The sequence below is a fragment of the Aquitalea sp. ASV11 genome (assembly GCF_016429185.1).
Taxonomy (GTDB): Bacteria; Pseudomonadota; Gammaproteobacteria; order Burkholderiales; family Chromobacteriaceae; genus Aquitalea; species Aquitalea pelogenes.
Map to the genome: position 1 here is coordinate 13,105 of NZ_JAELUD010000006.1, position 26,497 is coordinate 39,601.

Sequence of the window (26,497 nt, forward strand, 5' to 3'; positions counted from 1 at the left end):
GCATGATTACGCTAGACCTGACCCTGCCGGATACCCGCTACCCCATTCACATTGGCCACGGACTGCTTGATCAGGTTGAACTGATCCTGCCGCACCTGCCCATTCCCCAGGTTGCCATCGTCACCAACGACGTTGTTGCCCCACTCTACCTGGAGCGTCTGACCCGACAATTGGAACGCCTCGGCGTGCATTGCATTCCGGTGGTGTTGCCGGACGGTGAGGCAAACAAGAACTGGCAGACGCTGAACCTGATCTTCGACGCCCTGCTCAGCCACAATGCCGAACGCAAAACCACGCTGATTGCCCTCGGTGGCGGTGTGGTGGGCGACATGACCGGCTTTGCCGCCGCCTGCTACCAGCGCGGTGCGCCCTTCATCCAGATTCCCACCACCTTGCTGGCGCAGGTTGACTCTTCTGTTGGGGGCAAGACGGCCATCAACCATCCGCTGGGCAAAAACATGATTGGTGCCTTCTACCAGCCCCGCATGGTGCTGGCCGACATGGATCTGCTGGCCACCCTGCCCGAGCGGGAACTGTCGGCCGGTATTGCTGAAGTCATCAAGTATGGCTTGCTGGGCGATACCGACTTCCTCGCCTGGCTGGAAGCCAATATGGACAAACTGCGTGCGCGCGACCCGGCAGCGCTGCAATACGCCGTACGCCGTTCCTGTGAAATGAAAGCTGAAATTGTCGGCCAGGATGAAAAAGAACAGGGCGTGCGCGCCTTGCTCAATCTTGGTCATACCTTTGGCCACGCCATCGAAGCCGGCCTGGGTTATGGCGCATGGCTGCATGGCGAGGCCGTCGGGGCTGGCATGGTGCTGGCTGCTGCCGCGTCACAGGCACTGGGCTGGCTGAGTGCGCAAGATGTCCAGCGGGTGGTGACACTGATTGCCGCTGCCGGGTTACCGGTACAGAGCCCCGACTTCGGCCTTGAGGAATGGATGCGCCACATGGGCCACGACAAGAAAGTGGAAAGCGGCGTCATCCGCTTTGTCCTGCTCAAGCAACTGGGGCAGGCCGTGATTCAAGCCGGGCTGCCCACCGCGCTGCTGGAGCAGCTGTTCCAGTCCTCGCACATCAATCCGGCGCTGGGCCGGCAGGGTGTTTGAGACCGTCACCACGGAAACCTTGACCCTATTAAGGATTTTTACGGATTGCGGCCCTGCACGCCTCCCCGAATAATCGACTGCATAATTCAAGCAGAGAGAGAATCTCGGAGGGAAGCCGCGGTGGATGCAATAACAGCCTTGGTCGCCAGTTTTGGCCTGATGTGTACTTATGGTCTTGCCCGCCGTGTCTGGCGCAAGGCAACTTACAAGAAACCGCGTGCGCGGGGTATCGACCCTGTCGGTGAGGCCGAGGTGTTTCTGGCTTACGGCCGCAGCAGCGATGCAGTGCGGGTACTGAAAGAGGCGATGAAAGATGAGCCACAGAATCTTTCCATCAAGGTGACGCTGCTGCGTGCCTATTCCTCGGCAGGTAACTGCAAAGCCTACTGCCGTCTGGCGCGAGATGTACAGGCCCAGGTGAAGGATCAGCCGGTATGGCGCACCATTCAGGAAAATGGCCGGCTGCTGGCACCGCAGGATCCACTGTTCGCCGCCAAGGCGTGATGCCATCGCAAAGAAACAGGCTGCCCGAGGGCAGCCTGTCTTGTTTTGTCCTGTGACGATTGGAAATTCAGCTGGGGGAAACTCAGCTGGCGTCAGCTTCCGGCTCGCGGAACTGCAAGCTGTGCAGACGTGCGTAGATACCATCCTGCTGCATCAACTGCTGATGACTGCCCTGCTCCGCCACCTTGCCCTGATGCATCACGATGATGCGGTCGGCATTCTCGATGGTGGACAGGCGGTGGGCAATCACGATGGTGGTACGGTTCTTCATCAGGTTTTCCAACGCGGCCTGTACCAGTCGTTCGGATTGGGTATCCAGTGCAGAGGTCGCTTCGTCCAGAATCAGCAATGGGGCATTTTTCAGCAGTGCACGGGCAATGGCCAGACGTTGACGCTGGCCACCTGACAGGCGCACTCCGTTCTCGCCAATCTGGGTATCCAGCCCTTCCGGCATCGCCTCAATGAACTCCAGCGCATTAGCCGCACGTGCCGCTTCAATGATCTGCTCGCGGGTAATGTTATCGCGTGCGCCATAGGCGATATTGGCGGCTACAGTGTCGTTGAACAGCACCACATCCTGACTCACCATGGCGATATGCTGGCGCAGATCAGCCAGCACAATGTCATCCAATGCAATGCCATCCAGCGTGATCTGCCCGGACAAGGGCTGGTAAAAACGCGGAATCAGGCTGACCAGCGTGGTTTTGCCGCTGCCGGAAGAACCCACCAGCGCCACGGTTTCACCCGAATTCACCTCCAGGCTGACCTGCTGCAACACATCGCGTTCGGCATTCGGATAGCGGAAAGACACATTATCAAAGCGCAGTCGGCCCTGGGTTTGTGGTAGACGGCGCGTACCGTGATCCGGCTCGCCCGCCTCGTCCAGGAAATCGAATACACTTTGCGCTGCTGCCAGGCCCCGCTGCATGGCCTGGGAAATGCCGGTAATCCGCTTCACCGGTGCGAACAGCAGCATCATGGCGGTGAGGAAGGACATGAAGTCACCGGCGGTGAATGATCCATGCTGGGCACGCAAGGCGGCAAAATACAGGATGGCGGCCAGCGCACAGGCAATCATCAGCTGGGTCACCCCGGTATTGGCCGAACTGGCCGCGCTCTGCTTCACCCCGTTGCGGCGGATGGCCTGGGCTGCAGCATTGAAGCGGCTTTCTTCATATTCCTCGCCACCATAAACCTTGATGACTTTCTGACAATCCACCCCTTCACCCAGAATCTGGGTCAGGTCGGCCATGTGTTGCTGATTTTCCAGCGCCAGACCACGCAGACGCTTGGCCACCATGCGCATGCAGACGGTGACCACCGGCATCACCACCAGGCAGATGATGGTCAGTTGCCAGTCGATATACAGCAGCCAGGCCAGCAGGCTGACAGCAGTCACCCCGTCCTTGACCGTGACGGTGATGACATTGAAACCTGCTTCGGTCACCTGATTGACATCAAAGGAGATGCGCGACACCAGGCGGCCGGACTGATTGTCGGCGTAATACGGCACCGGCAGGCGCAACATCTTGGCAAACATTTGCTGGCGCAGGGTTTGTACCAGATGCCCGGCCAGCCAGCTGGAGGTGTATTCGTTGATGAAACTGGTGATGCCGCGCACCAGGAATACCCCGACAATGGCCATCGGCACCCAGACAATGGCCTTTGGGTCCTTGTTGACAAAGCCGCCATCAATCAGCGGTTTCATCAGCCGGGCAAACGCCGGTTCGGTCAGCGCGGCAATGGTCATGGAGACCAATGACAGGGCGAATACTTTCCAGTACTGGGCCAGGTAACCCAGCAGTCGTCGGTAGATGGGCCAGCTATGTTTCAAGTTGATAGTCCAATCAGTTCAATGTGATGCGGCCAGCAGGCCGGAAAGCCCGCTCAAGGCCATGATCTGCTGCAGATTGCTGTCCGGCGCAAAGCGTTGCCGGACATCCTGCGAACCGGCCGCCGCCATGACACGCTGCTGCGGCATCGCATCCAGCGCGCTGGCAATCGCGTCCGCCCAGGCCTGGGCGTTGCCGGCTTCCACCAGGGTGCCGGTCTGGCCATGCTTTACTGTTTCCGGAATGCCCCCGGTATTGCTGGCCAGCACCGGGCAGTGCAAGGCCAGTGCTTCGATTTGCGACATGCCCAGCGGCTCGTAGGTGGATGGCATCAGCAGCAGGTCCGCACGCCTATACAGCGGTGCCACCGGGGATACCACGCCGGCCAGCAGCACGCGCGACTGCAAACCCAGGCGCTGGATTTCAGTCTCGATATCTGCCTTTGCCACCCCATCGCCCGCCACCAGATAGCGCCAGTGCGGATGGCTGTCACGCAGGATATTCATTGCTTGCAGGATGGTCAGATGCCCCTTTTCACCGCGCAGCATGGCGGCATGCAGCAGCACCGGGCTGTCATCTGCCGCCAGCCAGCTGGCAATATGAGGTGGCACCGCCTGATCAACGGCAGCATCCAGCCCGGCGAAGTCTATCCCCGGATACACCACGTGGATGCGCTCGGGCCGGATGGCCGGATTCTGCAGCAAGGCATCACGCAGGTAATGACTGGGCACCATGGTGGCATCCACCAGCCGGTTATAGGACCATGCCGAAGGCTTGCCCGGCTGATAGGTACGCGAGCGCAGCAGGAACGGCCGATGCCATACCAGGCGCGCGGCAATGGTCAGGTTATTACTGTCATGCCCGCTGTGGCAAATGGCCAGACGCGGCTGATGCCGGCTGATCCAGCGCCGCAAAATGGCAATGGAGGGCAGGTGCAGGCTGTTACGGAAGCGCACCGGCAGCACCGACAGCCCTTGTTGCAAGGCAACCTGCTCCACCCGGCTACCGGGACGGCAGGCCAGCATGGTGCGCAGGCCATGCGACTGCATCTGACGCATTTGCTGCATCAGTTGCAGCTCCTGGCCACCCACATTGTCGGATGACTCGGTAAACAACACCCAGTCAGTCATGATGATTTCCTTCGGCAGCGCCGGCTGGCTGGCTGATACGCAGCAGCTGTTGCAGGGTTTGCCATGCCTCGGCGCTGCTGATGGCTTCCATGCACAGGGCACGACGACATTCATTGGCACCGTTGCCAAAACGGCGGAAACAGCGCAAAGCCCAGTCCACATCGCGATGGTGCACACTGCGCTGGTTACGGCAGGGGAAGATGGCAGGCCCTACCCCCAGGCAGTGATGGTGCGCAAAGAAACGGCTGGCACCAAACAACACTTCGCTGCCGGGGCCAAACAGCATCAGCAATGGCGTACCGGCTACCTTGGCCAGATGCGCCACACCGGTATCAGGGCAAACACAGGCGCGCGCACCGGCCAACAGCTGACGCAGTTGCAGCAGGCTCAGGCAACCAGCCATGCGTACATCACTGGCAGGCGGGTCGATTTGGCGCTGCAGGGCATCCTCGCCTGGCCCGCAAGACCACACCACAGACAGCTGGGCGGCACGAATGGCATCCGCCAGTGCCCGCCAGTGTTCAGCAGGCCAGAAGCGGGTGGCCGAGCTGGCCCCCACATGCAGTACGATATAGTTGTCCGGCAAGGCTGGCAGGCTCTGCGGCGGCATCGGCCAGTCGGCCAACTGATAAGGAGCAGGTTCCGGCCCTTCCACCAGTCTGGCGGCGGTCTCGGTCCAGGATTCCGGCTCCTGGGCATAGGGAACAGCCTCGTCCAGCAGCCAGTTCTTGTGTGCGGGTTGTTCAGCGGCAAAGCCGACAATCCAGCGCGCCCCGATGGCACGTGCCAGATAACTCAGCCGGTTTTCCCCCATCAGCAGCACCAAATCAAACCGCGGCATGGCAAACAACTGGCACACCGAGGCAAAGTTGCGGATATGCCAGCCAAAAGCCCGCACACCATAAGGTTGACCAGCATAAAGCGCTGCCTGACCTGGTGGGCAGGCCATCACGATGTCGGCCTGTGGATAACACTGTCTGGCTTTGGCCAGCAGGCTGGTGGCCATCAGCGCATCGCCCAGCAGGAACTGGTGCAGGATCAGTACACGCTGTACTTGTTCAGGCCGTGGCTTGCGCCGTAACCATTGCCAGGGCAGACGTAATAACAGGGACAGGAAAATCAGCGCCCGGCCGGGAAATCGGCTCGCCTTCATCATGTCGGCCTCACTGCTTGGGATGCATGGCCGTGCTGGTCTGACAGCAGGCTGCGGTACAAGGCCAGCATTTGCGCCACCATATGCTGCTCGGTTTGGCCTTCCACCCGCTGGCGGGCCTGGGCTGCCATGGTCGGCCAACTGTCCTGTGCTGCCAGCCAGGCAGCCACATTGCGTTGCCAGGCTGCAGTATCGTGCGGGGCGGCCAGCCAGCCGGTAGCCGGGCTCACCCACTCGGCACCACCACAGCGGGTACTGGTAAGCACCGGCAGCCCGCACGCCATGGCTTCCCCCACCACCGAGCCGAACGGTTCGTACATGGTGGGCAGAATAAAACCGTCGGCCATGCCGTAATGGCTGAGCACATCTTTTTGCGGGCCGGTAAACACCACCCGTCCGGCAATACCCAACTGGCTGGCCAGTTGCCGGTAAGCGGCCAGTTTCTTGTCGCCCCCCACCACCACCAGCCATACATCCGGATGAGGCTGGATGGCACGCAGCGCCTGCGCCACACCCTTGCGCTCAAAACCTGAACCGACATACACCAGCAGCGGTGCCGCCGGGGGAATACCGTATTGCGCCCGCAGTGTGCTGCGCTGTTGGCGGGCAGCTGCAGGGTTGAACCGCTGTGCATCCACGCCGTTATGAATCACCACACACTGCTCTGGCCGGAGCGGGAAACGCTGCAATACGTCCTGTTTCACCATCTCCGAATTGCAAATCACCGTGCGCAAGGCCGGATGACTGAACATGGCGCGCTCCATGCGCAGCATGAAATGATGATAGGGATTACACCAGACCGACAGCTTGTGCCACCAGCCCTTGCCTTCGGCGCGGGCAGCCAGCCAGGCAGCATGCACCCCATCGCCGGCACGGAAGATATGGCAGCCCGGAATGCGTTCGTGGGACTGCACCAGATCGGCCCCCATCTGCAGCCAGGCGCGGCGCGCGGCGCGGGCAAAGCTCCAGTCACGCCAGATGCTGCCCAGATAGAAGGGATTGACGCGACACACGGCCACGCCATCCAGTTGTTCCCAGTTACGGTTGATCAGCACCGGCTGCAGTTCGTCCTGCTGTTTGAGCTGGCCCAGAATGGCGCTGACAATCCGTTCTGCCCCACCGGCCGGATTGTATTTCTGCCGCACAATGGCCAGTCGGCTCATGCGGTTTCTCCCAGCACGGCATCCACCGCGTCCAGCACTTGTTGCAGGCTGATCAGCTTCAGGCATTCGCTGTTCCAGCCGCCACCGCAACCAGCGTTACCACAAGGACGACAGGGCACACGGGCAGCAACCACGCGGTGCGGCACCTGCCACGGCCCCCATTCGATGTCACCGGACGGACCAAACAGCGCCACACAGGGAGTTTTCATGGCCGACGCAATATGCATGGGCACCGAATCCACGCCGATGTACAGGCGTGCATTGTCGATGGCTGCGGCGAGCTCCTTCAGGGTCAGCTGGCCGGCCAGGCTGGCAACCGGCTGCGTCAGCCGTGACTGGATATCAGCCAGCATGGCCATTTCATCCGGGCTGGGCGCTGCCGTCAGCAGTACGCGCTGGCCACGCTGCTGCAGGGTGTTGATCAGCGCGGCCATGTTTTCCACCGTCCAGCTCTTGAACAACCAGCGCGAGGTGGGGTGCACCAGAATGTACTGCCCGGCCTGCAAGTCTTGCTGTTCCAGCTTGGCAGCCAGCGTAGCCTCGGCATTATGCCCGGCCACCAGAGTCAGCTGACGCTGTTGTTCTGCCGGATATACCCCGATACGCCGCAGCGCATCCAGATGGATTTCAATGGTATGGCGGCGGTTGCCCGGCACCTGCAAATAACGGTGGGTGAAGCTCTTGCGGAACATCTTGCCATACGGGCCATCCGGCCCCACCGACCAGCGTGGTGACAGCAGGCGGACCAGCCAGGCGCCGCGCTTGTGTTCGGTCAGGGTGATGACCAGGTCGTACTGGCGCTGACGCAGCCGGTTGATCAGCCCCAGCTCGGCCTTGCACTGACCGATGAGGCCCAGCTTTTTCCAGTTGCGGTCTATGGTGTGCAACTGGCTGATGGCAGGATGCAGGCTGAGCATTTCCTGCGTATCCCGATACACCAGCGCATCGATTTCCAGCTGCGGAGCCTGCTGTTTGAGGACGTTGAACACCGGAGAGGTGAGCAGCACATCCCCATGGTGGCGCAGTTTGATGACCAAGACGCGGCGCACCTGGTTCAGATCGATGGAGTCGTTCAGCATAGATAGGGTGAAAAAAGCCGGATCAGGCATCCGGCTCGGCATTCAGCAGTTGCAAAAGATCGGCGATTTTATCAGGGTCTTCGGATCGAAGCATGCGCCCCGCAATGGGCGCGATATCGTCCAGATGGGTGTTGAGCACCATGCGCTTGACCGAGAGCAGGCTGGCCGGATGCATGGAGAACTTGCGCAGTCCCATGCCCAGCAGCAGGCGGGTCAGGCGCGGGTCGCCCGCCATCTCGCCGCACACCGATACCGGTACCCCACCCTTGATGCCGGTGCGGATGGTATGCAGGATGAGCTTGAGCACCGCCGGATGCACCGGGTCGTACAGGTGGCTGACCGAATCGTCGTTACGGTCGATGGCCAGGGTGTACTGGATCAGGTCGTTGGTGCCGATGGACAGGAAATCGACGTACTTGATGAAACTCCCCACCACCAGTGCGGCGGACGGGATTTCAATCATCGCGCCTACTTCCACCTTTTCATCGAATGGCAGGCCTTCTTCGTGCAACTCCTGCTTGGCGTAATCCAGCTGGGCAATGGACTGCTTGAGTTCGCCCAGTGAATTGAGCATGGGGAACAGGATTTTCACCTTGCCATAGTGCGAGGCGCGCAACAGCGCCCGCAGCTGGGCACGGAACATCAGTGGCTCGGCCAGGCACAGGCGAATGCCGGTGAGGCCCAGCGCCGGGTTGTCCGCCACATCATGGTTCAGCCACTTGGGGTTCTTGTCGGCCCCCAGGTCCATGGTGCGGATGGTGACTGGCAGGCCTTTCATGTCTTCAGCCACCTTGCGGTAGGCCTCGAACTGTTCGTCCTCGGTAGGCAGGGTGTCGCGCCCCAGAAACAGGAACTCGCTGCGGAACAGCCCCACCCCGGCTGCGCCGGAGCCTTTTACCACGTCCACATCCTGTGGCAGCTCGATATTGGCCAGCAGTTCGATCACCGTGCCATCTTTGGTTTTGGCATCGGATTTGCGGATGGAGGACAGCTTGCGCTTGGCGTCGCGCCAGGCACGCTGACGCCGGCGGTACTCGCTCAGCACCAGTTCGTCCGGGTTGATGATCAGCACGCCTTGCTGGCCATCGACGATGATCTGTTCTTCCTCGCGGATCAGCTCACGCGCATGGTGCAGAGCGATAACGGAGGGCAGGTCGAGGCTGCGCCCCAGAATGGCGGTGTGTGAAGTCGCGCCGCCCACATCGGTGACAAAGGCAGCAAAGCTGGAATCCTTGAAATACACCATGTCGGCAGGTGACAGGTCGTGTGCCACCAGGATGGTGTCGTCCAGCAGGTCGCCCGGTGCCGGCAGTTGCGGCGTGTGGCCGTCCAGATTCTTGAAAATGCGTTCCACCACCTGCAGCACGTCGTTCTTGCGTTCGCGCAGGTAGTCTTCCTCGATGGCGTCAAACTGCTCCACCAGCAAGTCGCATTGCAGTTTCAGCGCCCATTCGGCATTGCAGTGCTGCTTTTCGATGATTTCACGCGGTTCGCGCGAAATGGTGACGTCGCCCAGCAACATGATGTGCAAGGACAGGAAGGCGCCCAGCTCGGCCGGGGCATTTTCCGGGATGCTGCCCCACAGCATCTCCAGTTCCTTGCGCGTGGCACGGACGGCTTCGTCAAAGCGCGCCATTTCGGCCGGAATGTCCTTCTCTTCCAGGCCGTAATGCGCCACATCGTCCATGCTGCGCGAGATGAGATGGGCCCGGCCAATGGCGATGCCGCCACCAATGGCTACACCGTGCAGGGTGATATTCATCGTCCCATCCCCTCCTCAAGCGGGCTGATTCATTCAGCCTCGTCAAAACGATTGTTGATCAGTGCCACCAGCGCATCCAGCGCTTCCTGCTCGTCCGGACCATCCACATCCAGCTCCACGGTAGCCCCCTTGGCCGCAGCCAGCATCATCACGCCCATGATGCTCTTGCCGTTGACACGCCTGCCGTTGCGGGCAATGCCCACATCGCTCTTGAAGCGGCTGGCCAGCTGGGTGAATTTACTCGAAGCCCGCGCATGCAGGCCAAGTTTATTGATAATTTGTATTTCAACGCGCAGCATTACCGTCCCCTGGAAGAATATAAAGCACGCCCTCCAACCCACCGGTAATGGCTTTGCTGACCACGATTTCCAGCGGTTGGCTGCTATAGCTGAGCGCACGCACCAGCATGGGCAGACTGACCCCGGCAACGGCTTCCACCTTGCCCGGGTCGATCAGCCGGCTGGCAATATTGGATGGTGTGCCACCATACATATCAGTCAGTACCACTACGCCATCGCCTTGTTCCAGGCGTGCCACCAGCGCAGAAGCCTCGACCAGTTTCTGATCCGGATCCTCGGTTTTTTCTACCGCCAGCGTGGCGATATTGTCCGGGTCCCGTCCTAATACATGCCGGGCGCAGTCCAGTAGACAAGCGCCCAGATTGCCATGCGATATGACCAATACACCTACCATGCCCGCGTCTTCTTGTCCGTAACGATGATCGGCACACAGCTGCCCCGGGGGCAGGCTGCGCTCATTTCTGCTGCGAATCCGCCATTGTAGCAGGCCCGTTTTCCACACGGCGGAACCAGGCCAGTTTATCTGCCAGCGTGACAACGCTGCCCACAATGATAAGCGCTGGCGACGCAACACCATAGGAAGAAATCAGCGCCGGCAGGCTTTCCAGCGTTCCGGTCAGCGTGCGCTGACGCGTGGTGGTGGCCCATTCGATGACCGCCGCCGGGGTATCCGCCGGTTTGCCGTGGGCGATGAAGGCCGCACACAAATCAGCCGCCATGGTCAGCCCCATGTACACCACCACGGTCTGGTCCGGCCGGGTAAGGGCAGGCCAGTCCAGATCGATGCTGCCGTCTTTCTTGTGGCCAGTGACAAAAGTCACCGACTGGGCATGATCACGATGGGTCAAGGGTATACCGGCATAGCTGGCTGCGCCATTTGCCGAGGTAATGCCCGGCACTACTTCAAACGGAATGCCGTGGGCGGCCAGGGTTTCGATTTCCTCACCACCACGGCCAAAAGTAAACGGATCGCCGCCTTTCAAGCGCAATACGCGGCGGCCTTCGCTGGCCAGGCGCACCATCAGCTGATTGATGTCCTCTTGCGGCAAGGTGTGATTGGCACGGGCCTTGCCCACATAGATGCGCTCGGCATCGCGCCGCACCAGCTCCAGCAATTCCGGCGCAACCAGGTTGTCATGCAGCACCACATCGGCCTGCTGCATCAGGCGCAGGGCACGGAAGGTAAGCAGATCGGGATTGCCCGGTCCGGCACCTACCAGATACACCGCACCACTGGGGCGGTCTTCAGCCGAAGCCAGGCACTGCTCCATTTCGGCGCTGGCAACCGCCTCGCGACCATTCATCACCGCTTCGGCAATCGGTCCTTCCAGCACGTTTTCCCAGAAAATGCGGCGTGACTCCACGTCGGCAAAGCGGGCCTTTACCCGGTCGCGAAAGCGTGCCGAAAATGCGGCCAGCAGGCCGAAACCGGCGGGAATGATGCTCTCCAGCCGTGCCCGTACCAGACGGGCCAGCACCGGAACGGCACCGCCGGATGACACGGCAATCACCAGCGGCGAGCGGTCGATGATGGCCGGCGTGATGTAGGTGGAGAGCTCCGGATCATCCACCACATTGACCGGAATATTCTGCTCTTGCGCCGCGGCTGATACTTGCTGGTTGACCTCCCGCAAATTGGTGGCCGCAACCACCAGCCGCATGCCGGCCACGCGGGATGCCTCAAACCGCTCCGGCAGCCACTCCAGCTCGCCCCGTTCAATCATCTGGGCCAGTTCGGCCGTGACTTCCGGCGCAAGTACTGTCAGGCGTGCACCGGCAGCCTTGAGCAAACGCACCTTGCGCAGGGCGACATCGCCCCCGCCCACCACCAGGCAGGCGGCATCCTGCAGCTTGAGAAAAATCGGGAAATAATCCATGCAACACTCCGCAACAATCGGCACAGCATACTTTATTTGTTGCACAAAAACGACGACCACAGCATATGCAGTCTGATTTTCATCATCACAATTTCTGTATCAGATGCCATGATGAAGTAAAGCCCCGCACAAACGTTAACAGGGGCGGCATCAGAAAGCGGCGGGTAGGCATTTGGATAAATTGAGCGCAAATACCGGCAACCATGTCATCCGGTCTGGCAGCGCCCTGCTGCTGTTCAGTAGTTCTGCATGGGCGGCACCTGCCATCAAAACTCCATGGGAATGGCCGTTGCTATGCATCGCGGGTTTGGCGTTGGCAGCATGGCTGGGCAGTTTCTGGCAACGCTGGCGCCTGCGCCAGTTGCAGGAGGATTCCCTGCGTTTCAATGTGCAGCATTCCGGCACAGCCATGCTGGTTCTGGACGAACAGGGCCGGGTACAGGCTGCCGGGGATGCCTGTGCCAAGTGGCTGGATATCGGCCCGGACCAGCGCTTGCCCGAAATACTGTACGCACGCTTGCAGCAACAGACTGCACTGCTGGCTAGCTCCCAGCCCCTGGTGTGGACCGATGAGCGCTGCGGCCATACCCGGCTGGGCATTCAGCAACTGGTGCTGCCGGCGGAATTCCTGCCCGCGCGCTGGCGCATCATCCAGCTGCATGCGCTTGACGAGGCGGTACTGGCCGTACCGCAAGCCCAGGCCATGCTGACCGCCATGCAAGGCGCACGCATCGGCCTGTGCGAATTCGACCTCGACAAGAACCTGGTACAAGGCTCACCCGCAGCCCTGTCCACCCTGCTGGGCCTGCCAGCCAGCGACATGCAGCTGGATCTGGGCGACTGGCTGGAGCGTGTGCACCCGGATGACAGAGCGCTGCTGGAAAACGCCCTGCAAGCCATCGCCCACAGCGGGCAGACCAGCCAGGAGCTGGAATACCGTATCCGCCACGAAAAACAGCACTGGGAATGGCTGGAGCAAATCCTGCAGGGCAAGGACTGTGCGGACGATACGCATCGCGTGCTGGCCCTCAGCCAGGTCATCACCCCGCGCAAACTGGCCGAGGCGGCCATCCGCCGGCGGGAGCAGGAGTTCCGCACGCTGGTGGAGAACTCCAGCGACATCATTGCCCGTTACGATCTGTCGCTGCGCTGCCAGTTCATCAACCGCAGTGTCAGCCGTTATTCACCGCTGATCCGCGATGAACACATCGGCAAGACCATGGCGGAAAAAGGCTGGCCCGCCGATATCGTCCAGCAGTTTGAAAGCGAATGCCAGACGCTGATCGACACCGGGCAGCCACGCTGTTTCGAGATGGAATTGCTGCTGCTCAACCGGCGTCATATCTTCGAAACCCGGCTGTTTCCCGAATTCGACAGCCAGGGCAAGCTCACCAGCATCCTGTCAGTGGACCGGGAAGTCACCGACAGTCGACTGGCCCAGCGCCTGCTCAGTGAAGAAAACGCCGTGATGGAGATGATTGCCTCCAATCAGCCGCTGGAAGACACGCTGGCGCAGATCTGCACCATGATTGAGACCCAGCTGGCGGGAGGACGCTGTTCGGTGATGCTGCTGACCGAAGACGGCCAGCACCTGCATGTGGCATCCGGCCCCGGACTGCCTGCGGGCTACACCTCCCGGATAGAGGGCATCGCCATCGGCCCGGAAGTCGGCTCCTGCGGCACCGCCGCCTACTGGAAGCGCACCATCATTGTAGAGGATATGGAAAGCAGCCCCTTGTGGCAGCCCTATCTGGAACTGACGCGCCGCTTTGCGCTGCGTGCGTGCTGGTCCACACCGCTGTTTAGCAGCCAGCGTGAGCTGCTGGGCACTTTTGCCATTTATTACAGCGAGCCACGCACGCCAACCCCGGAGGAAATGCGTCTGGTGTACCGCAGCTCGCATATCACCGCCATTGCCCTGCAAAGCGACCTGCATGAACAGAAGCTGGTGCAACTGGCCACCATTGATGAACTGACCCATCTGGATAACCGTCGCCACTTCCTGCAACAAGCCGGGCGCGAACTCAAGCGCTGCCAGCGCTACCAGACGCCGATGGCGGTGCTGATGATGGATCTGGACCACTTCAAGAACATCAACGATCAATATGGCCATGCCGCCGGTGATGAGGTGATCACCCACTTTGCCCGCCTGTGTCGTGAAGTCTTGCGGACCAGTGACCTGACCGGGCGGCTGGGAGGTGAAGAGTTTGCCGCCATCTTGCCCAACACCGACAGCAGCGCGGCACTGGCCGCGGCCGAACGCCTGCGCCAGGCCGTCAGCGACAGCCTGGTGACGGTCAATGGCCAGCAAATCCATTACACCGTCAGCCTGGGCATGACGCTATTGCGCGAAACCGACTTGCATGTGGACGACTTGCTCAAACGGGCGGACAAACTGCTGTACCAGGCCAAGCACGAGGGACGCAACCGGGTATGCCATGACCTGGCGCTCAAGGTGGTGTGACGGACAGCAGCAGGCAAGGCGGCTATCGCAGCCGGCGGGTGTGGCTCTAGAATACGCGTTTTCCCGCAATGGCCGCTGCCGTGAAAGACTGGAGCAAGCACTACCTCAGCCACCCGCTGTACCAGCCGGTTGCCGATTTTGCCACCCTGCTGCCGCTGGCGGACTGGCCGGATCAACAGGACTACGACCAACTGCTGCAACAAGCCCGCCTGCGCTGCCAGCTCCCCGCGCAGCTGCGTTTCTGCTGTGACCTGCAAGCAGACGCCTACTATGAAATGCACATCGGCAGCACCGGCGAAGTGCCCACCCGCAGCCACAACTGGCATGACTGGTTCAATGCGCTGGCCTGGCTGGCATGGCCGCGCAGCAAGGAGGCACTGAACGCGCGCCATGTGCGCGCCATCGGCCGTGGAGAGGTAAAACGCGGGCCACGGCGTGATGCCGCCACCTTGCTGGATGAATGCGGGGTGATCGTGGCCTGTGCCCGTCCGGAACTGGGCCAGGCACTGGATGACATGCAGTGGCAAAGACTGTTTGTCGATGAGCGTGCCGCCTGGGGACGGCACATCAGCGTGCATACGCTGGGACACGCCATTTTCGAAGTAGGCTTGCAGCCGCATATCGGCTGGTGCGGCAAAGCCTTGCTGCTGGATGTCGACACCGGATTTTTCCAGCTGGATGAACACGCGCAACGGGCCTGGCTGGATGCCAGGCTGGCTGCGCTGCTGGCCGATGACAACTGGCTGGCCAGCCCGCGCCAGCTGTGGCCGCTGCCCTTGCTGGGCATACCGGGCTGGTGGCCGGACAATGAAAACCCTGCCTTCTACCAGAATACCGACTACTTCCGCCCCAGCCGGCGGGCAAAATCCTCCAGCGTCACGGTCTGAAGCCGTTCGGTGACACTGCCCAGCAAGGCTTCAATACCCTGGCCGACATCATCGTCATTGGCCAGGTCGGCCCGGTAGACAAACAGCTGGAACAGGTCGGACAAGTGCACGCTGGCCAGTTTGCGCATCAGCACCCAGCCATCACGCTGGCCTTTCTGCACGTAACCATGCTGTGCCAGCTTGTCCAGCACCAGGCCCAGTTCGTCATAACCGATCTTCACCTGCTCGCGCAGCTGTACCGGTGTCAGGCTGCGGCCTTGCACCTGGGCCGCATCCAGCATCAGCAATACTTCTACCGCATCCAGAAAACGGCGGCGCGGTTCAAAGCGGCGCCGCCAGGCCCCACCTTCCCAGTAAGACAGGGAGGCGGTGAATACCGCACCGGCCAGCACCACCATCCACAGGCAGTACACCCACAGCAGGAAAATCGGAATGCTGGCAAAAGCGCCATACACCAGCTGGTAATTGGCGACCTGCCCGATGTAGTAGCCAAACAGCAGCTTGGTCAGTTCCAGCAATACCGCGGTAATCATCGCGCCCAGCACGGCATGACGGATCGGGACAAAGCGGTTGGGCACAATGCGGTACAGCAGCGACAAGACAATGCCGGTCAGCAAAATGGTGCCCCCGGCCTCGACCGTACTGGCCAACAGCGGCATGGTCTTTTCAAAACGGGTGAACTTGAGCAGCCAGCGCCAGGACAGCAAACCACCGCCCAGCACCAGCGGGCCCAGCGTCAGCACCGTCCAGTACACCATGCTCTGCTGCAGCCAGGGGCGGCCACGGCGCACGCTCCAGATGGCATTGAAGGTGCGCTCGATGGTGGACATCAGCATCAAGGCCGTCACGCCCAGCATCACGATGCCGGCTGCGGTCAGCTTTTCTGCATTGTCGGCAAACTGGCGCATGTAGACGGATATCACCTTGCCGGCGAATTCCGGCACCAGGGTGGACAGCAGCATCACCTTGAAACGCGTGCTGTAATCGGCAAACACCGGGAAAGCGGATATCACCGTCAGCGCAATGGTGAACAGCGGCACCAGCGCCAGCAGTGTGGTGAAAGTCAGGCTGCCGGCCACCTGCATCACACGATGGCTGCCCATGCGTCTGACCAGAAAACCGACAAAGCCTGCCTGAGTAGCGTATTTATGCGGCAGTTTCATCTGCGGCAAGGTAATGCAGCTACCTGCCGCTGGCAAGTGACAGCCACGCTCGTGCGCCATTTACATCACCTGCCATGCAGGTAATTTGCTTGTGCTTGTAATGCGATGCACACCCTCTTCACACAAATTAACGATTGGAAGCTGGTATCATGTTGCCTGTCATTGCCACCACCGTGGCACCTAACCGGATATTGCCGTGCAAGACATTCTTGTTCTCTATTACAGCCAGCATGGTGCCACTGCCGAGCTGGCCCGCCTGATTGCCCGTGGCATCGAAAGTGTGCCCGGCTGCCAGGCACGGCTGCGCACCGTGCCCAAGGTATCCACCGTATGCGAAGCCAGTGAACCGGCCATTCCGGCACAGGGCGCACCCTATGTGGAAAAAAGCGATCTGGCCGAATGCATAGGGCTGGCGCTGGGCAGCCCCACCCGCTTTGGCAATATGGCGGCGGCCATGAAGTACTTTATCGACAGCACCAGTGGCGAATGGCTGGCGGGCGCACTGGCCGGCAAGCCCGGCTGCGTGTTTACCAGCTCCTCGTCCATGCACGGCGGGCAGGAATCCACCTTGCTGAGCATGATGCTGCCGCTCTTGCACCACGGCATGCTGATTGTCGGCCTGCCCTACGCCGAAGCGGCGCTGGCAGCCACCCAGACCGGCGGCACCCCTTATGGCGTCAGCCATGTGGCGGGTGTCAAGAATGACCGGCCGCTGTCGGAAGACGAGCGCAAGCTGGCGCTGGCGCAGGGCAAACGCCTGGCCGAGGCCGCGCTGCGCTTGCACGACACACAGCAGTAAACCACAGGTCAGACAGCAGGCTGTCTGCTTGATACCGGCGGTGCGCTGAATACGGCGCAAGCAGCCGGTTTTCCATTTTTGCGACGACTGACCGCCAGCCCGGTGCCGCGGTCAGGATCAGGATCAGGATCATCTTTACTATGTGCGGAATCGCAGGTTTCTTCTCCCGACAACCGGTGGCAGCGGCCACCGCCGATGCCATGCTGCTGGAGCTGGCCCGACGCGGCCCGGATGCTGCCCACCAGTTGCGACTGGACCAGCAAGGCCAGGTCGCGGCGGATGATGCCATCCACAACGCCTTGCTGCATGCACGGCTGTCCATCATCGACCCGCGCCCCGAGGCCGACCAGCCGATGCGCAACGACGATGGCCAGCTGTGGATCTGCTACAACGGCGAGGTGTACGACTGGGAAGACGACAAGCGCGAACTGGAACAGGCTGGCGTAGTGTTCCGCACCCATTCCGATACCGAATTCATCCTGCGGGCTTACGAGGCCTGGGGCATTGACGGCTTGCTGACGCGCCTGCGCGGCATGTTTGCCTTTGCCATTCTCGACCTGCGCCAGGGCAAGGTGCATCTGGCACGCGACCGCATGGGCGAAAAACCGCTGCTGTATGCGCTGCTGGATGGCAATCTGGCGTTCGGCTCTCTGGTGCGCTCGGTGCTGCCCTTCCTGCCCCTGCCTGCCCGCCAGTTCAGCCCAGCCGCCATCGACGCCTATCTGGCGCACCGTTACATCCCGGCACCGGCCACCGTATTCGAAAACATCCAGCGGCTGGAAAACGGCTATTGCCTGGAGTTCGACCTTGCCAGTCGTCAATTGAAGAAACGCCGTTACTGGCAACCGCAAGCCACGGCTGGCGACTGGCTGCCGGAGCTGGACCACGCCGTAGCCATGCGTACCGTAGCCGACCGCCCGCTGGGCGTGCTGCTGTCCGGCGGCATTGACTCCACCCTGATTGCCAGCAGGCTGGCCACCCAGGGCTATCAGCAGTTTTCCACCTTTACCGCGGCCTTTCCCGGCAGCACGCTGGACGAATCAATCGACGCGGCAGATTCCGCCCAGCGCATGGGGCTGAGCAATATCCGCATCGACATGCCGGAAAACCTGGCGGCTGATTTCTCAAGCATTGTGGCAGACCTCGACCAGCCCTTTGCCGACCCCTCCAGCTTCCCCACCTGGTATCTGGCACGGGAAGTCAGCAAGCACGTGAAAGTGGTGCTGGTGGGCGACGGCGGCGACGAGCTGCTGGCGGGGTACAAGCGCATGAACAAGCATCTGCGCACACGCTGGCGGCGACACCTGCAACTGCCGCTGGGCATCCGTCCCTCACTGGATGGCAAACAGGGCAAGTTGAGCACTGAGCTGGCCATGAGTTGGCGCGCAGCCTATTCGCTGCGTTTTTCCGGCATGACACCCGGCCAGCGCCGCTACCTGCAAGCGGGGCGTGAGCTGCAACAGCTCAGCTACTGGCGCAAGCCGGACGACATCGGCCCGGAAGCCAGCGACGCAGTCCCCGGCCTGCAAAGCCTGCTGGCCATCGACTTTGCCAATTACCTGCCGGACTACATCCTGCAAAAGTCGGACCTGTGCACCATGGCGCACGGGCTGGAAAGCCGCGCCCCGATGCTGGACCACGGCTTGTACCAGCATCTGCTGGCGACGCCCGATGCCGAGCGCTACACCCAGCCGGCCAAGCTGATTTTCCGTCGTGCCATGCACCCGGCCCTGCCCGCCGACTTCTTCCAGCGCAAGAAACGCGGCTTCAACCCGCCGCTTTCCGGCTGGCTGAAAACCAGTCTGGCCGAGCGTTTTACCGGGCTTGGCAGTCGGCTGAACCGCCTGACGGACGGCTTGCTGGACGCCACCGCCGTGGACGCCTTTGCCCAGGCCTACCGGGGTGGCAAAGAAGCGCTGGCCGAACAGATGCTGCAATTGCTGATTCTGGACGAAAGCCTCACCCAGCTGGACGCGCTGCGCGGCGCCCTGCCCTAGCCGCCGCCTATCACCGAGTAATCATCATCCGGCAGCGGCGCATAGAAGCTGCTGGGTGACACCCCCAGCTCGCGCTTGAACATGGTGGCAAAGGCACTGGGGCTGGCATAGCCCAGATCCAGCGCCACTTCCAGCACACTGGCCCCGCAGGCCAGCTTTTCCAGCGCGGCAATCAGCCGTGCCTGCCGCCGCCACTGCCCCAGTGACAAGCCGGTTTCCCGGCTGAAACGCCGTTGCAAGGTGCGCGGGTCCATCGCCAGCTGTGTGGCCCACTCCTCCACCGAACGGGCATCGGCCGGCTCGGCCAGCAATACATCACACAAGCCCTGCAAGGCCGGGCTTTGCGGCCGTGGCAGGGACAAGGCCAGCGTGGGCAGGCTGCGGATCTCATCCAGCAGCAGCTTCATCAGCCGCTCATCGCGTGAATCCGGCGGGTACGGCACGGCAATGCTCATCGCCGCCAGAATCAGCTCGCGCAGCAAGGGCGAAATGGCCAGCACCCGGCACTCCTGCGGCAAGCCTTCCAGACTATCCGCCCGCACATACACCGTGCGCATGCGCACTGCGCTGATCATCCGTACCTGGTGCCAGGTGTCGATTGGCAGCCAGATACCACGGGTAGGCGGCACGATCCACTGCCCCAGCGCCGTGCTCACCACCATCACGCCTTCCACCGCATACAAGAGTTGTGCCGTGGGGTGGGCATGGCGCGGCGTGTCTTCACCCGCCGGGTAATCACGCGCCTTGGCCACTACCGGGGCGATGCCGGTGTCGTACTGGTGCAGATGTTGATAATCGTTCATGACTGTCATTTTCTCGCAGATGATTGCCCCGAATGCGCAAGACGGGCATGGATTGCCCTTGATAGCATGATGAACCCACCACCACAAGACGACATCATCATGACAAGCGCCAGCCAGAGCATGGCACCGCCGCAGGACACCCGCTTCCGGGTTTTGGGTGCCATCAGTTTTACCCATTTCCTCAACGACATGTTGCAGTCGCTGATTCTGGCCATCTACCCGGTACTGAAGGGCGGCTTTCACCTGAGCTTTGCCCAGATCGGCCTGATGACGCTGGTTTACCAGTGCACCGCCTCACTACTGCAACCATTGGTCGGCATCTACACCGACAAGCGGCCACTGCCCTATTCACTGGTTTTCGGCATGGGTTCCACCCTGTGCGGCCTGTTGCTGCTGTCAGTCGCCCCCAACTACCACACTCTGCTGATTGCTGCAGCGCTGGTGGGCACCGGTTCTTCCATTTTCCACCCGGAATCCTCGCGCGTGGCGCGCATGGCTTCGGGCGGCCGCCACGGCCTGGCGCAGTCCTTGTTCCAGGTGGGTGGCAATGCCGGCAGTGCCACCGGCCCCTTGCTGGCCGCGCTGGTGGTGTTTCCCTACGGCCAGCCCAGCCTGGCCTGGTTCTCGCTGGCCGCCCTGCTGGGCATGCTGGTGCTGTGGCGCATCGGTAACTGGTATGCCCACCAGCAACGCACCGCCAAGGCACACAAGGCCATCGTGGCCACCGGGCTGTCACCGCAGCGCACGGCGTTTACGCTGGGTGTGCTGGTGCTGTTGGTGTTCTCCAAATATTTCTATCTCACCAGCATCACCAGCTATTTCACCTTCTACCTGATGCAGCACTTCGGGCTGGGCGTGCAGGCAGCACAGCTGCATCTGTTCATCTTCCTGTTTGCCGTGGCTGCCGGCACCGTGCTGGGCGGGCCGATTGGCGATGCCATTGGCCGCAAGCGGGTGATCTGGTTCTCGATTCTGGGCGTGGCACCGTTTACCCTGGCGCTGCCGCATGTGGACCTGTTCTGGACCAGCGTACTGTCCTTCATCATCGGCTTCATCCTGGCTTCGGCCTTCTCCGCCATCCTGGTGTATGCGCAGGAGCTGGTGCCGGGCAAGGTGGGCATGGTGTCAGGGCTGTTCTTCGGCTTTGCCTTCGGTATTGGCGGCATTGGCGCTGCGGTACTGGGCAAGGTGGCCGACCACTACGGCATCGAAACCGTTTACCAGCTGTGCGCCTACCTGCCTCTGCTGGGCATCATCACCGTGCTGCTGCCGGACCTGCACCACAAAAAGGCCTGAGAACACCGGCCCCATAGGCAAAGCAGGCAGTACAATGCAAAACCGGCCACGATGGCCGGTTTTTTCACGGGGAGGGTTGGACAGATGTGGCTGGCAGCAGCGGCTGGCAATCACGCGCCAGCGTGCGCCCGCCACGGGTCAGCAATACCGCCTGCTCACCCTTGTTCCACCACACCAGCTGCTGGCTGGCATAGCGTGCGCCACTGGCACTGCTCACCCGCACCAGCCGGTAATGGCGACCATGCCAGCTGATGCGGATGGGCACCACGTCTTCCACTTCTGCCTGCGGATATTCCACGCTGACCACGCGCTGGGCCGCGCATTGGTAATCCACCTTTTGCAAAACCACGGCATTGCCTGCGGCTGGTTCCGGCATGGCTTCCGGCCCCGGCGCAGCCAGCACTGGCAGGCTGAGCAGACTCAACAGGATAACAGTTGCCTTCATGCAGTCTCTCCGTTCTGATCATCCCCGTGCCACGGGGCCACTTTCAGCAGCAACATCATGCCTGGCAAGGCCAGCAGGGTGCACAGCAGGAAAAAACCCATCCAGCCCAGCCCATCCACAATATAGCCGGTTGCCGCATTGGCGAAGGTGCGCGGGACGGCGGACAAACTGGTAAACAGGGCAAACTGGGTGGCGGTATAGGCCGGATGGGTGGTACGGGCGATGAAGGCCACAAAGGCCGCCGTGCCCAGGCCCACGCCCAGCGCTTCAAAACCGATCACCAGCGCCAGCTGAGCCAGCTGGGTAGGGCCAATCTGCTGAAAATGGCCATAGCTGGCCAGCCAGGCAAAGCCCAGAATCGACAATACCTGCACCACGCCAAACAGCCACAAGGCGCGGTTGATGCCCAGCTTGAGCATCCACACCCCACCCAGCAATCCACCAATCACCGCCGGCCACAGCCCGGCGTTTTTGGCCACCAGGCCGATATCCGATTTGGCAAAGCCCATGTCCAGGTAAAACGGCGTGGCCAGTGCGGTGGCCATGCTGTCCCCCAGCTTGTACAGGAAGATGAAACCCAGAATGGTGACGGCGCTGTGCCAGCCCTGGCGGTGGATGAACTCATGAAACGGCTCCACCACCGCTTCGCGCAGGGTTTTGGGTGGCGCAGCCGCCAGCCTGGGCTCGGACACCAGCAGGGTCATGATCAGCCCCGGCAGCATGAACAGCGCCGTAATGATGAACACATTGGCCCAATTGGTGTGATCGGCCAGAATCAGCGACAGGGCACCGGGCACCAGACCGGCCAGCCGGTAGGCATTGATATGCACCGAGTTGCCCAGCCCCAGCTCGGCTTCGGGCAGCAGCTCGCGGCGGTAAGCGTCCAGCACGATGTCCTGGCTGGCCGAGAAAAACGCCACCACCGCCGCCAGTGCGGCAATCTGCTGTAATTGCAGCTGTGGATTGAACAGACCGAACAGGGCCATGCTGATGAGCAAGGCCAGCTGGCTGAGCAGCATCCAGCCACGGCGCCGTCCCAACAATGGCGGGACAAAGCGGTCCAGCAGCGGCGACCACAGGAATTTCCAGGTATAGGGCAGGCCGATCAGGGCAAACAGGCCGATGGCCTTGAGATTCACCCCTTCGCTACGCAGCCAGGCCGGCAGCAGATTGATCAGCATATACAGCGGCAGACCGGAGCTGAAGCCGGTGGCAATGCAGATCAGCATGCGGCGCGACCAGATGGCCTCGCGCCAATGTACGGAAGAATGCGTCATGTATCCTTGCGGCATGGGCCGCCAATGCAAAAAGGCGGCCAGCAGCCGCCTTTGTTAGTCATCATTCATCAGCCCGTATGCCGGGCAACCCGATAAAACGCCAGGCTGCCACGCAAATTAGGCAGGAAATGAATGCGCTTTGCCTCGTTCATCACCACCCGCTCCAGCACGCGAATGCCGTTTTTGGCGCATAGCGCTTCGAAGTCCCCCAGCATGCACCAGTGAATATTGGGCGTGTTGTACCACTGGTAAGGGATGGTTTCCGACACCGGCATATGGCCTTGCAGAATCTGCCAGCGGTTTTCCCAGTAGCCGAAATTGGGGAAGGTGACGATGGCCTCGCGGCCCACGCGCAGCATTTCCACCAGAATCTGCTCGGTATTGTGCATGGCCTGAATGGTTTGCGACAACACCACATGGTCGAAACGCTGGTCTTCAAACTCGGCCAGACCGGTTTCCAGGTTGCCCTGGATGGCGTTGACACCGGCTTGTACGCAGCGCACCACATTGTTGACGTCAAAGTCCACGCCATAGCCGCGCACCGCCTTGTGGCGGTTCAGCCAGGACAGCAAGGCACCATCGCCGCAGCCCAGGTCCAGCACGCGGCTGGAAGGGGCCACCCAGTCGGCAATCAGTTGCAGGTCGGCCCGCAAGGTATTGGCAGCGCTCATGCGTTCACCTCCTCGGCCACACGGTTCAGATAGGCACGCATCAGCTTGACATAGGGTTCATCCAGCATCAGGAAGGCATCATGGCCGTGTACCGACTCGATTTCGCCGTACACCACTTCCTTGTCCGCCGCCACCAGCGCCTTGACGATTTCGCGCGAGCGCTCCGGTGAGAAGCGCCAGTCCGAGGTAAAGCTGGCCACCATGAAACGGGCGCTGGCTTTTCTCAGCGCCGCCACCAGATCGTCGTTCAGGTCCTTGGCCGGGTCGAAGTAATCCAGCGCCTTGGTCATCAGCAGATAGGTATTGGCGTCGAAATAATCAGAGAACTTGTCGCCCTGATAACGCAGGTAGGATTCGATCTCGAATTCCACCTCGTAACCAAACTGGTAATCGCCGCTTTTGAGCATGCGGCCGAATTTCTCGCCCATGCCGTCATCGGACAGATAGGTGATATGGCCCAGCATGCGCGCCAGCCGCAGGCCGCGACGTGGAATGGCATCGTGGGCGTAGTAGTCGCCGCCGTGGAAATCCGGGTCGGTAAGGATGGCCTGACGGGCCACGTCGTTAAAGGCAATGTTCTGTGCCGACAGCTTGGGCGCAGACGCAATCACCAGTGCATGCGCCACCCGTTCCGGGTAGTCGATGCTCCATTGCAGGGTCTGCATGCCACCCAGGCTGCCACCGATGATGGCGGCCCAGCGGTCTATGCCCAGCCGGTCGGCCAGCCGCGCTTGCGAGCGCACCCAGTCCGGCACCGTTACCACCGGGAAAGACGACCCCCAGGGCTGGCCGGTGGCCGGGTTGATGGAGGACGGGCCGGTACTGCCGTGGCAGCCGCCCAGATTGTTCAGGCCCACCACAAAGAAGCGGTCGGTATCGATGGGTTTGCCCGGACCCACCATATTGTCCCACCAGCCTGCCGCCTTATCTTCAGGCGTATAACGCCCCGCCACATGATGGTGGCCGGACAGCGCATGGCAGATCAGGATGGCATTGCTGCGCGCGGCATTGAGCGTGCCATAGGTTTCAAAACACAGCTGGTAATCAGGCAGTACGGCGCCGCTGGCCAGCTGCAGCGGGGTATCGAATACCGCTGTCTGCGCCTGTACGATGCCGACGGACCTTGTCAGATCAGACATAACAAAAAGGGCCTCTATTGATTATTGCCCCGCCGGCGGCCTTGCTGGCCATTCTCGGTGCGGAGCCTCCTGTAGGCTACGGCTGCTATCATCGCTTGTCTGGGCGATTATATCCATAGCCTTGCTTGCTACCGTTTCGCATGCACCGCATAATCGGCCCGGTTTTCTTACCCCGTCCCTGCCATGATCGGTCGCCTGCTCCGCCTGTTGCTGCTGTTTGCCGTGCTGTACGCCATCGCACGCTGGCTGCTGGACCGGCGTCAGCGGGCCAGCCTGCGTGAATTCGTCAGCACGCTGGCCACCGCCCTGCTGGCTGCATCGGCCATCTTCGTGCTGCTGTACTGGCTGGGTTTTCACCAGCTCTAGCCACATCCACCAGGGCAAGACCATGTATCATCGGCGCACCGCGCCCACAGCGGTTCACCCAATAGCGTAGCGTGCGTGGGGCAAGCCATGCCAACGCGGAACATTTACAAAACATGCAAGGTCAGGGCCAGAAGGTGTAAGGTGGCAGCGGGGTTAACGTGCGCGGCGGCAGTTCTTGCGCAGGGCGGTCAGACTGCCGGGCAGAAAATGGAAGGGGTATCGCCGGAGTGACTACACTGCCAGACAGCGGTAGGGCGCCGTCAGGCACAGGTAGCTCTAGTTCGGTAAACAGCTTTTGCGCAATCCGGTGTGTTATCAGCGCGAGCCCGGCTCCATGCGCAAGGTAGCCACCAGTGGGCTACTGGTACTGAACCGTATAGTTGACGCTGGCCGTCACCGTACCAGCGACGGCAGCACCCGTGGCGTAGTATTTCGCCTGATAGTGCAAGGAGGAGGTGCCACTGCTGATCGGAAATGCCGCCCCGCTGCTGCCAAACGCACCATTAGTCTGACCAATGGCAATGGGTATGGTTGACGAAAGGTTATACAGGGCAACATCGACATTCTTGGCCGTGCCAGTATTGACCAGACGCCCGGCGGCATTGACATTGCTGTCGTATTCAAACCAGATGGCCGCCTGGGTGGCTGATCCGCTACATGCTGACAGCGCAATGGTGAAGTCCGTAGTACCGGCGGTGGCGGCAGCAAGAGCCAACGCTTTGGTGGACACGGTGGGCAGGGTGATGCTGCCATTGCTGGTCCCCCCAGCCACACTGATGGTGCAGCTTTCGGCAGATACATTGCCATTGATGGTGAAAGTCCCATCATAAGCGTACGCTTGTGAAACAACCCCAGCCAAAGCCGCGCCAAGAATAATCAATGACTTGTGCATTTTACCGCTCCCTGAATATTTGATTCATCGCTTAATAAGAAAAGTCACTCTTTCTTTATTGCTTGTGTTACAACTGAAGCCATTGGCTTTAAGTGACTGTTTTCTATATAGGAAACATTTTGATCTATGTAAAACTACCTAGAAATTTTTTGAGCAATTCTCTTGATAAAATGACTTGCCCCACTCCAGTCATTCCATCCAGCCCACCAGACATTGCTGGCAAGCGATTCCGCAGCGCATCGACAGCGCAAGGATGCTGCCACCGCCCCACAGCCCACGCGTTCAGCCCATGCTGCGTCCCTTGCTGGACCTTGCACATACAAATTAGCCATTGGCTATCGAACCAGTCTGAACAATCGTAAAGATTGCATGTCAGATTCTCCCTGT

Annotated in this window: 24 protein-coding genes; 8 read left to right on the forward strand and 16 right to left on the reverse strand. The window is 61.0% G+C overall.

The window, feature by feature from the left end; translation table 11 throughout:
- Positions 1-2: 2 nt before the first annotated feature.
- Entirely contained in the window at positions 3-1,112 is a 1,110-nt protein-coding gene (aroB, locus tag JHD62_RS03535) for a 3-dehydroquinate synthase (protein ID WP_199101787.1), read from the forward strand.
- A 120-nt stretch (positions 1,113-1,232) separates the two neighbouring features.
- On the forward strand, positions 1,233-1,616 hold the full coding sequence (locus JHD62_RS03540) for a FimV family protein (RefSeq protein WP_231588907.1): 384 nt from the start codon (positions 1,233-1,235) through the stop codon (positions 1,614-1,616).
- Between the two features lie 82 nt (positions 1,617-1,698).
- Here JHD62_RS03540 and msbA read toward each other — a convergent pair whose 3' ends face one another.
- The 9 genes from msbA to cysG form a co-directional block, all read right to left on the reverse strand.
- Entirely contained in the window at positions 1,699-3,450 is a 1,752-nt protein-coding gene (gene msbA / locus JHD62_RS03545; RefSeq protein ID WP_233160601.1) for a lipid A export permease/ATP-binding protein MsbA, read from the reverse strand.
- A gap of 18 nt (positions 3,451-3,468) precedes the next feature.
- A complete protein-coding gene (locus JHD62_RS03550) occupies positions 3,469-4,578 on the reverse strand; it encodes a glycosyltransferase (RefSeq protein ID WP_199101788.1) in 1,110 nt (369 codons plus the stop codon).
- Positions 4,571-5,734, reverse strand: a complete 1,164-nt coding sequence (locus JHD62_RS03555; RefSeq protein WP_199101789.1) for a glycosyltransferase family 9 protein — start codon at positions 5,732-5,734, stop codon at positions 4,571-4,573. The genes JHD62_RS03550 and JHD62_RS03555 overlap by 8 nt, the downstream gene beginning before the upstream one ends.
- Positions 5,731-6,894, reverse strand: coding sequence for a glycosyltransferase family 4 protein (locus tag JHD62_RS03560; RefSeq protein ID WP_199101790.1), 1,164 nt, complete (start codon positions 6,892-6,894; stop codon positions 5,731-5,733). The genes JHD62_RS03555 and JHD62_RS03560 overlap by 4 nt, the downstream gene beginning before the upstream one ends.
- Positions 6,891-7,973, reverse strand: a complete 1,083-nt coding sequence (rfaQ, locus tag JHD62_RS03565; protein ID WP_199101791.1) for a putative lipopolysaccharide heptosyltransferase III — start codon at positions 7,971-7,973, stop codon at positions 6,891-6,893. The genes JHD62_RS03560 and rfaQ overlap by 4 nt, the downstream gene beginning before the upstream one ends.
- Before the next feature lie 22 nt (positions 7,974-7,995).
- On the reverse strand, positions 7,996-9,735 hold the full coding sequence (gene ptsP / locus JHD62_RS03570) for a phosphoenolpyruvate--protein phosphotransferase (protein WP_045847766.1): 1,740 nt from the start codon (positions 9,733-9,735) through the stop codon (positions 7,996-7,998).
- 29 nt (positions 9,736-9,764) lie between these two features.
- Positions 9,765-10,034, reverse strand: coding sequence for an HPr family phosphocarrier protein (locus JHD62_RS03575; protein WP_045847765.1), 270 nt, complete (start codon positions 10,032-10,034; stop codon positions 9,765-9,767).
- Positions 10,021-10,428, reverse strand: a complete 408-nt coding sequence (locus JHD62_RS03580; protein ID WP_045847764.1) for a PTS sugar transporter subunit IIA — start codon at positions 10,426-10,428, stop codon at positions 10,021-10,023. Before JHD62_RS03580 ends, JHD62_RS03575 begins: the two co-directional genes overlap by 14 nt.
- Positions 10,429-10,489: 61 nt before the next feature.
- On the reverse strand, positions 10,490-11,911 hold the full coding sequence (gene cysG, locus JHD62_RS03585; RefSeq protein WP_199101792.1) for a siroheme synthase CysG: 1,422 nt from the start codon (positions 11,909-11,911) through the stop codon (positions 10,490-10,492).
- 307 nt (positions 11,912-12,218) lie between these two features.
- Between cysG and JHD62_RS03590 the strand changes: the two genes are divergently transcribed.
- Both JHD62_RS03590 and JHD62_RS03595 read left to right on the forward strand, forming a co-directional pair.
- A complete protein-coding gene (locus JHD62_RS03590; RefSeq protein ID WP_199101793.1) occupies positions 12,219-14,375 on the forward strand; it encodes a diguanylate cyclase in 2,157 nt (718 codons plus the stop codon).
- Between the two features lie 80 nt (positions 14,376-14,455).
- Positions 14,456-15,262, forward strand: coding sequence for a DUF3025 domain-containing protein (locus JHD62_RS03595; protein WP_370541022.1), 807 nt, complete (start codon positions 14,456-14,458; stop codon positions 15,260-15,262).
- On the opposite strand, the gene JHD62_RS03600 is transcribed toward JHD62_RS03595, so the two are convergent.
- Positions 15,214-16,485: a YihY family inner membrane protein gene (locus JHD62_RS03600; RefSeq protein WP_233160603.1), complete on the reverse strand. Its 1,272-nt coding sequence runs from the start codon at positions 16,483-16,485 to the stop codon at positions 15,214-15,216. The two genes, JHD62_RS03595 and JHD62_RS03600, sit on opposite strands and share 49 nt — an antisense overlap.
- 136 nt (positions 16,486-16,621) lie before the next feature.
- On the opposite strand from JHD62_RS03600, the gene wrbA reads away from it, so the two are divergent.
- Both wrbA and asnB read left to right on the forward strand, forming a co-directional pair.
- A complete protein-coding gene (gene wrbA, locus JHD62_RS03605) occupies positions 16,622-17,224 on the forward strand; it encodes an NAD(P)H:quinone oxidoreductase (protein WP_199101795.1) in 603 nt (200 codons plus the stop codon).
- A 140-nt stretch (positions 17,225-17,364) separates the two neighbouring features.
- On the forward strand, positions 17,365-19,221 hold the full coding sequence (gene asnB, locus JHD62_RS03610; RefSeq protein ID WP_199101796.1) for an asparagine synthase (glutamine-hydrolyzing): 1,857 nt from the start codon (positions 17,365-17,367) through the stop codon (positions 19,219-19,221).
- Here the strand turns inward: asnB and JHD62_RS03615 are convergent.
- On the reverse strand, positions 19,218-20,024 hold the full coding sequence (locus JHD62_RS03615) for a helix-turn-helix domain-containing protein (RefSeq protein ID WP_199101797.1): 807 nt from the start codon (positions 20,022-20,024) through the stop codon (positions 19,218-19,220). The genes asnB and JHD62_RS03615 overlap by 4 nt on opposite strands.
- A 69-nt stretch (positions 20,025-20,093) precedes the next feature.
- Here JHD62_RS03615 and JHD62_RS03620 point away from each other — a divergent pair, with 69 nt between their 5' ends.
- Complete coding sequence (locus JHD62_RS03620; protein WP_304506235.1) at positions 20,094-21,320, forward strand: MFS transporter; 1,227 nt, start codon at positions 20,094-20,096, stop codon at positions 21,318-21,320.
- 64 nt (positions 21,321-21,384) lie between these two features.
- Here the strand turns inward: JHD62_RS03620 and JHD62_RS03625 are convergent, their stop codons facing one another.
- From JHD62_RS03625 to JHD62_RS03640, 4 genes are all read right to left on the reverse strand, one after another.
- Positions 21,385-21,765: an MliC family protein gene (locus JHD62_RS03625; RefSeq protein WP_199101798.1), complete on the reverse strand. Its 381-nt coding sequence runs from the start codon at positions 21,763-21,765 to the stop codon at positions 21,385-21,387.
- Positions 21,762-23,042, reverse strand: coding sequence for an AmpG family muropeptide MFS transporter (locus tag JHD62_RS03630; RefSeq protein WP_199101799.1), 1,281 nt, complete (start codon positions 23,040-23,042; stop codon positions 21,762-21,764). The genes JHD62_RS03625 and JHD62_RS03630 overlap by 4 nt, the downstream gene beginning before the upstream one ends.
- A 68-nt stretch (positions 23,043-23,110) precedes the next feature.
- Positions 23,111-23,713 carry a methionine biosynthesis protein MetW gene (gene metW, locus JHD62_RS03635; protein ID WP_199101800.1) on the reverse strand — a complete coding sequence of 201 codons (603 nt, stop codon included), beginning with the start codon at positions 23,711-23,713 and terminating at the stop codon, positions 23,111-23,113.
- Complete coding sequence (locus tag JHD62_RS03640; protein ID WP_199101801.1) at positions 23,710-24,852, reverse strand: homoserine O-acetyltransferase; 1,143 nt, start codon at positions 24,850-24,852, stop codon at positions 23,710-23,712. Before JHD62_RS03640 ends, metW begins: the two co-directional genes overlap by 4 nt.
- Before the next feature lie 183 nt (positions 24,853-25,035).
- Between JHD62_RS03640 and JHD62_RS03645 the strand changes: the two genes are divergently transcribed.
- Complete coding sequence (locus JHD62_RS03645) at positions 25,036-25,218, forward strand: hypothetical protein (protein ID WP_199101802.1); 183 nt, start codon at positions 25,036-25,038, stop codon at positions 25,216-25,218.
- A gap of 358 nt (positions 25,219-25,576) precedes the next feature.
- Here JHD62_RS03645 and JHD62_RS03650 read toward each other — a convergent pair whose 3' ends face one another.
- Positions 25,577-26,110 carry a fimbrial protein gene (locus tag JHD62_RS03650; protein WP_199101803.1) on the reverse strand — a complete coding sequence of 178 codons (534 nt, stop codon included), beginning with the start codon at positions 26,108-26,110 and terminating at the stop codon, positions 25,577-25,579.
- Positions 26,111-26,497 lie beyond the last annotated feature (387 nt).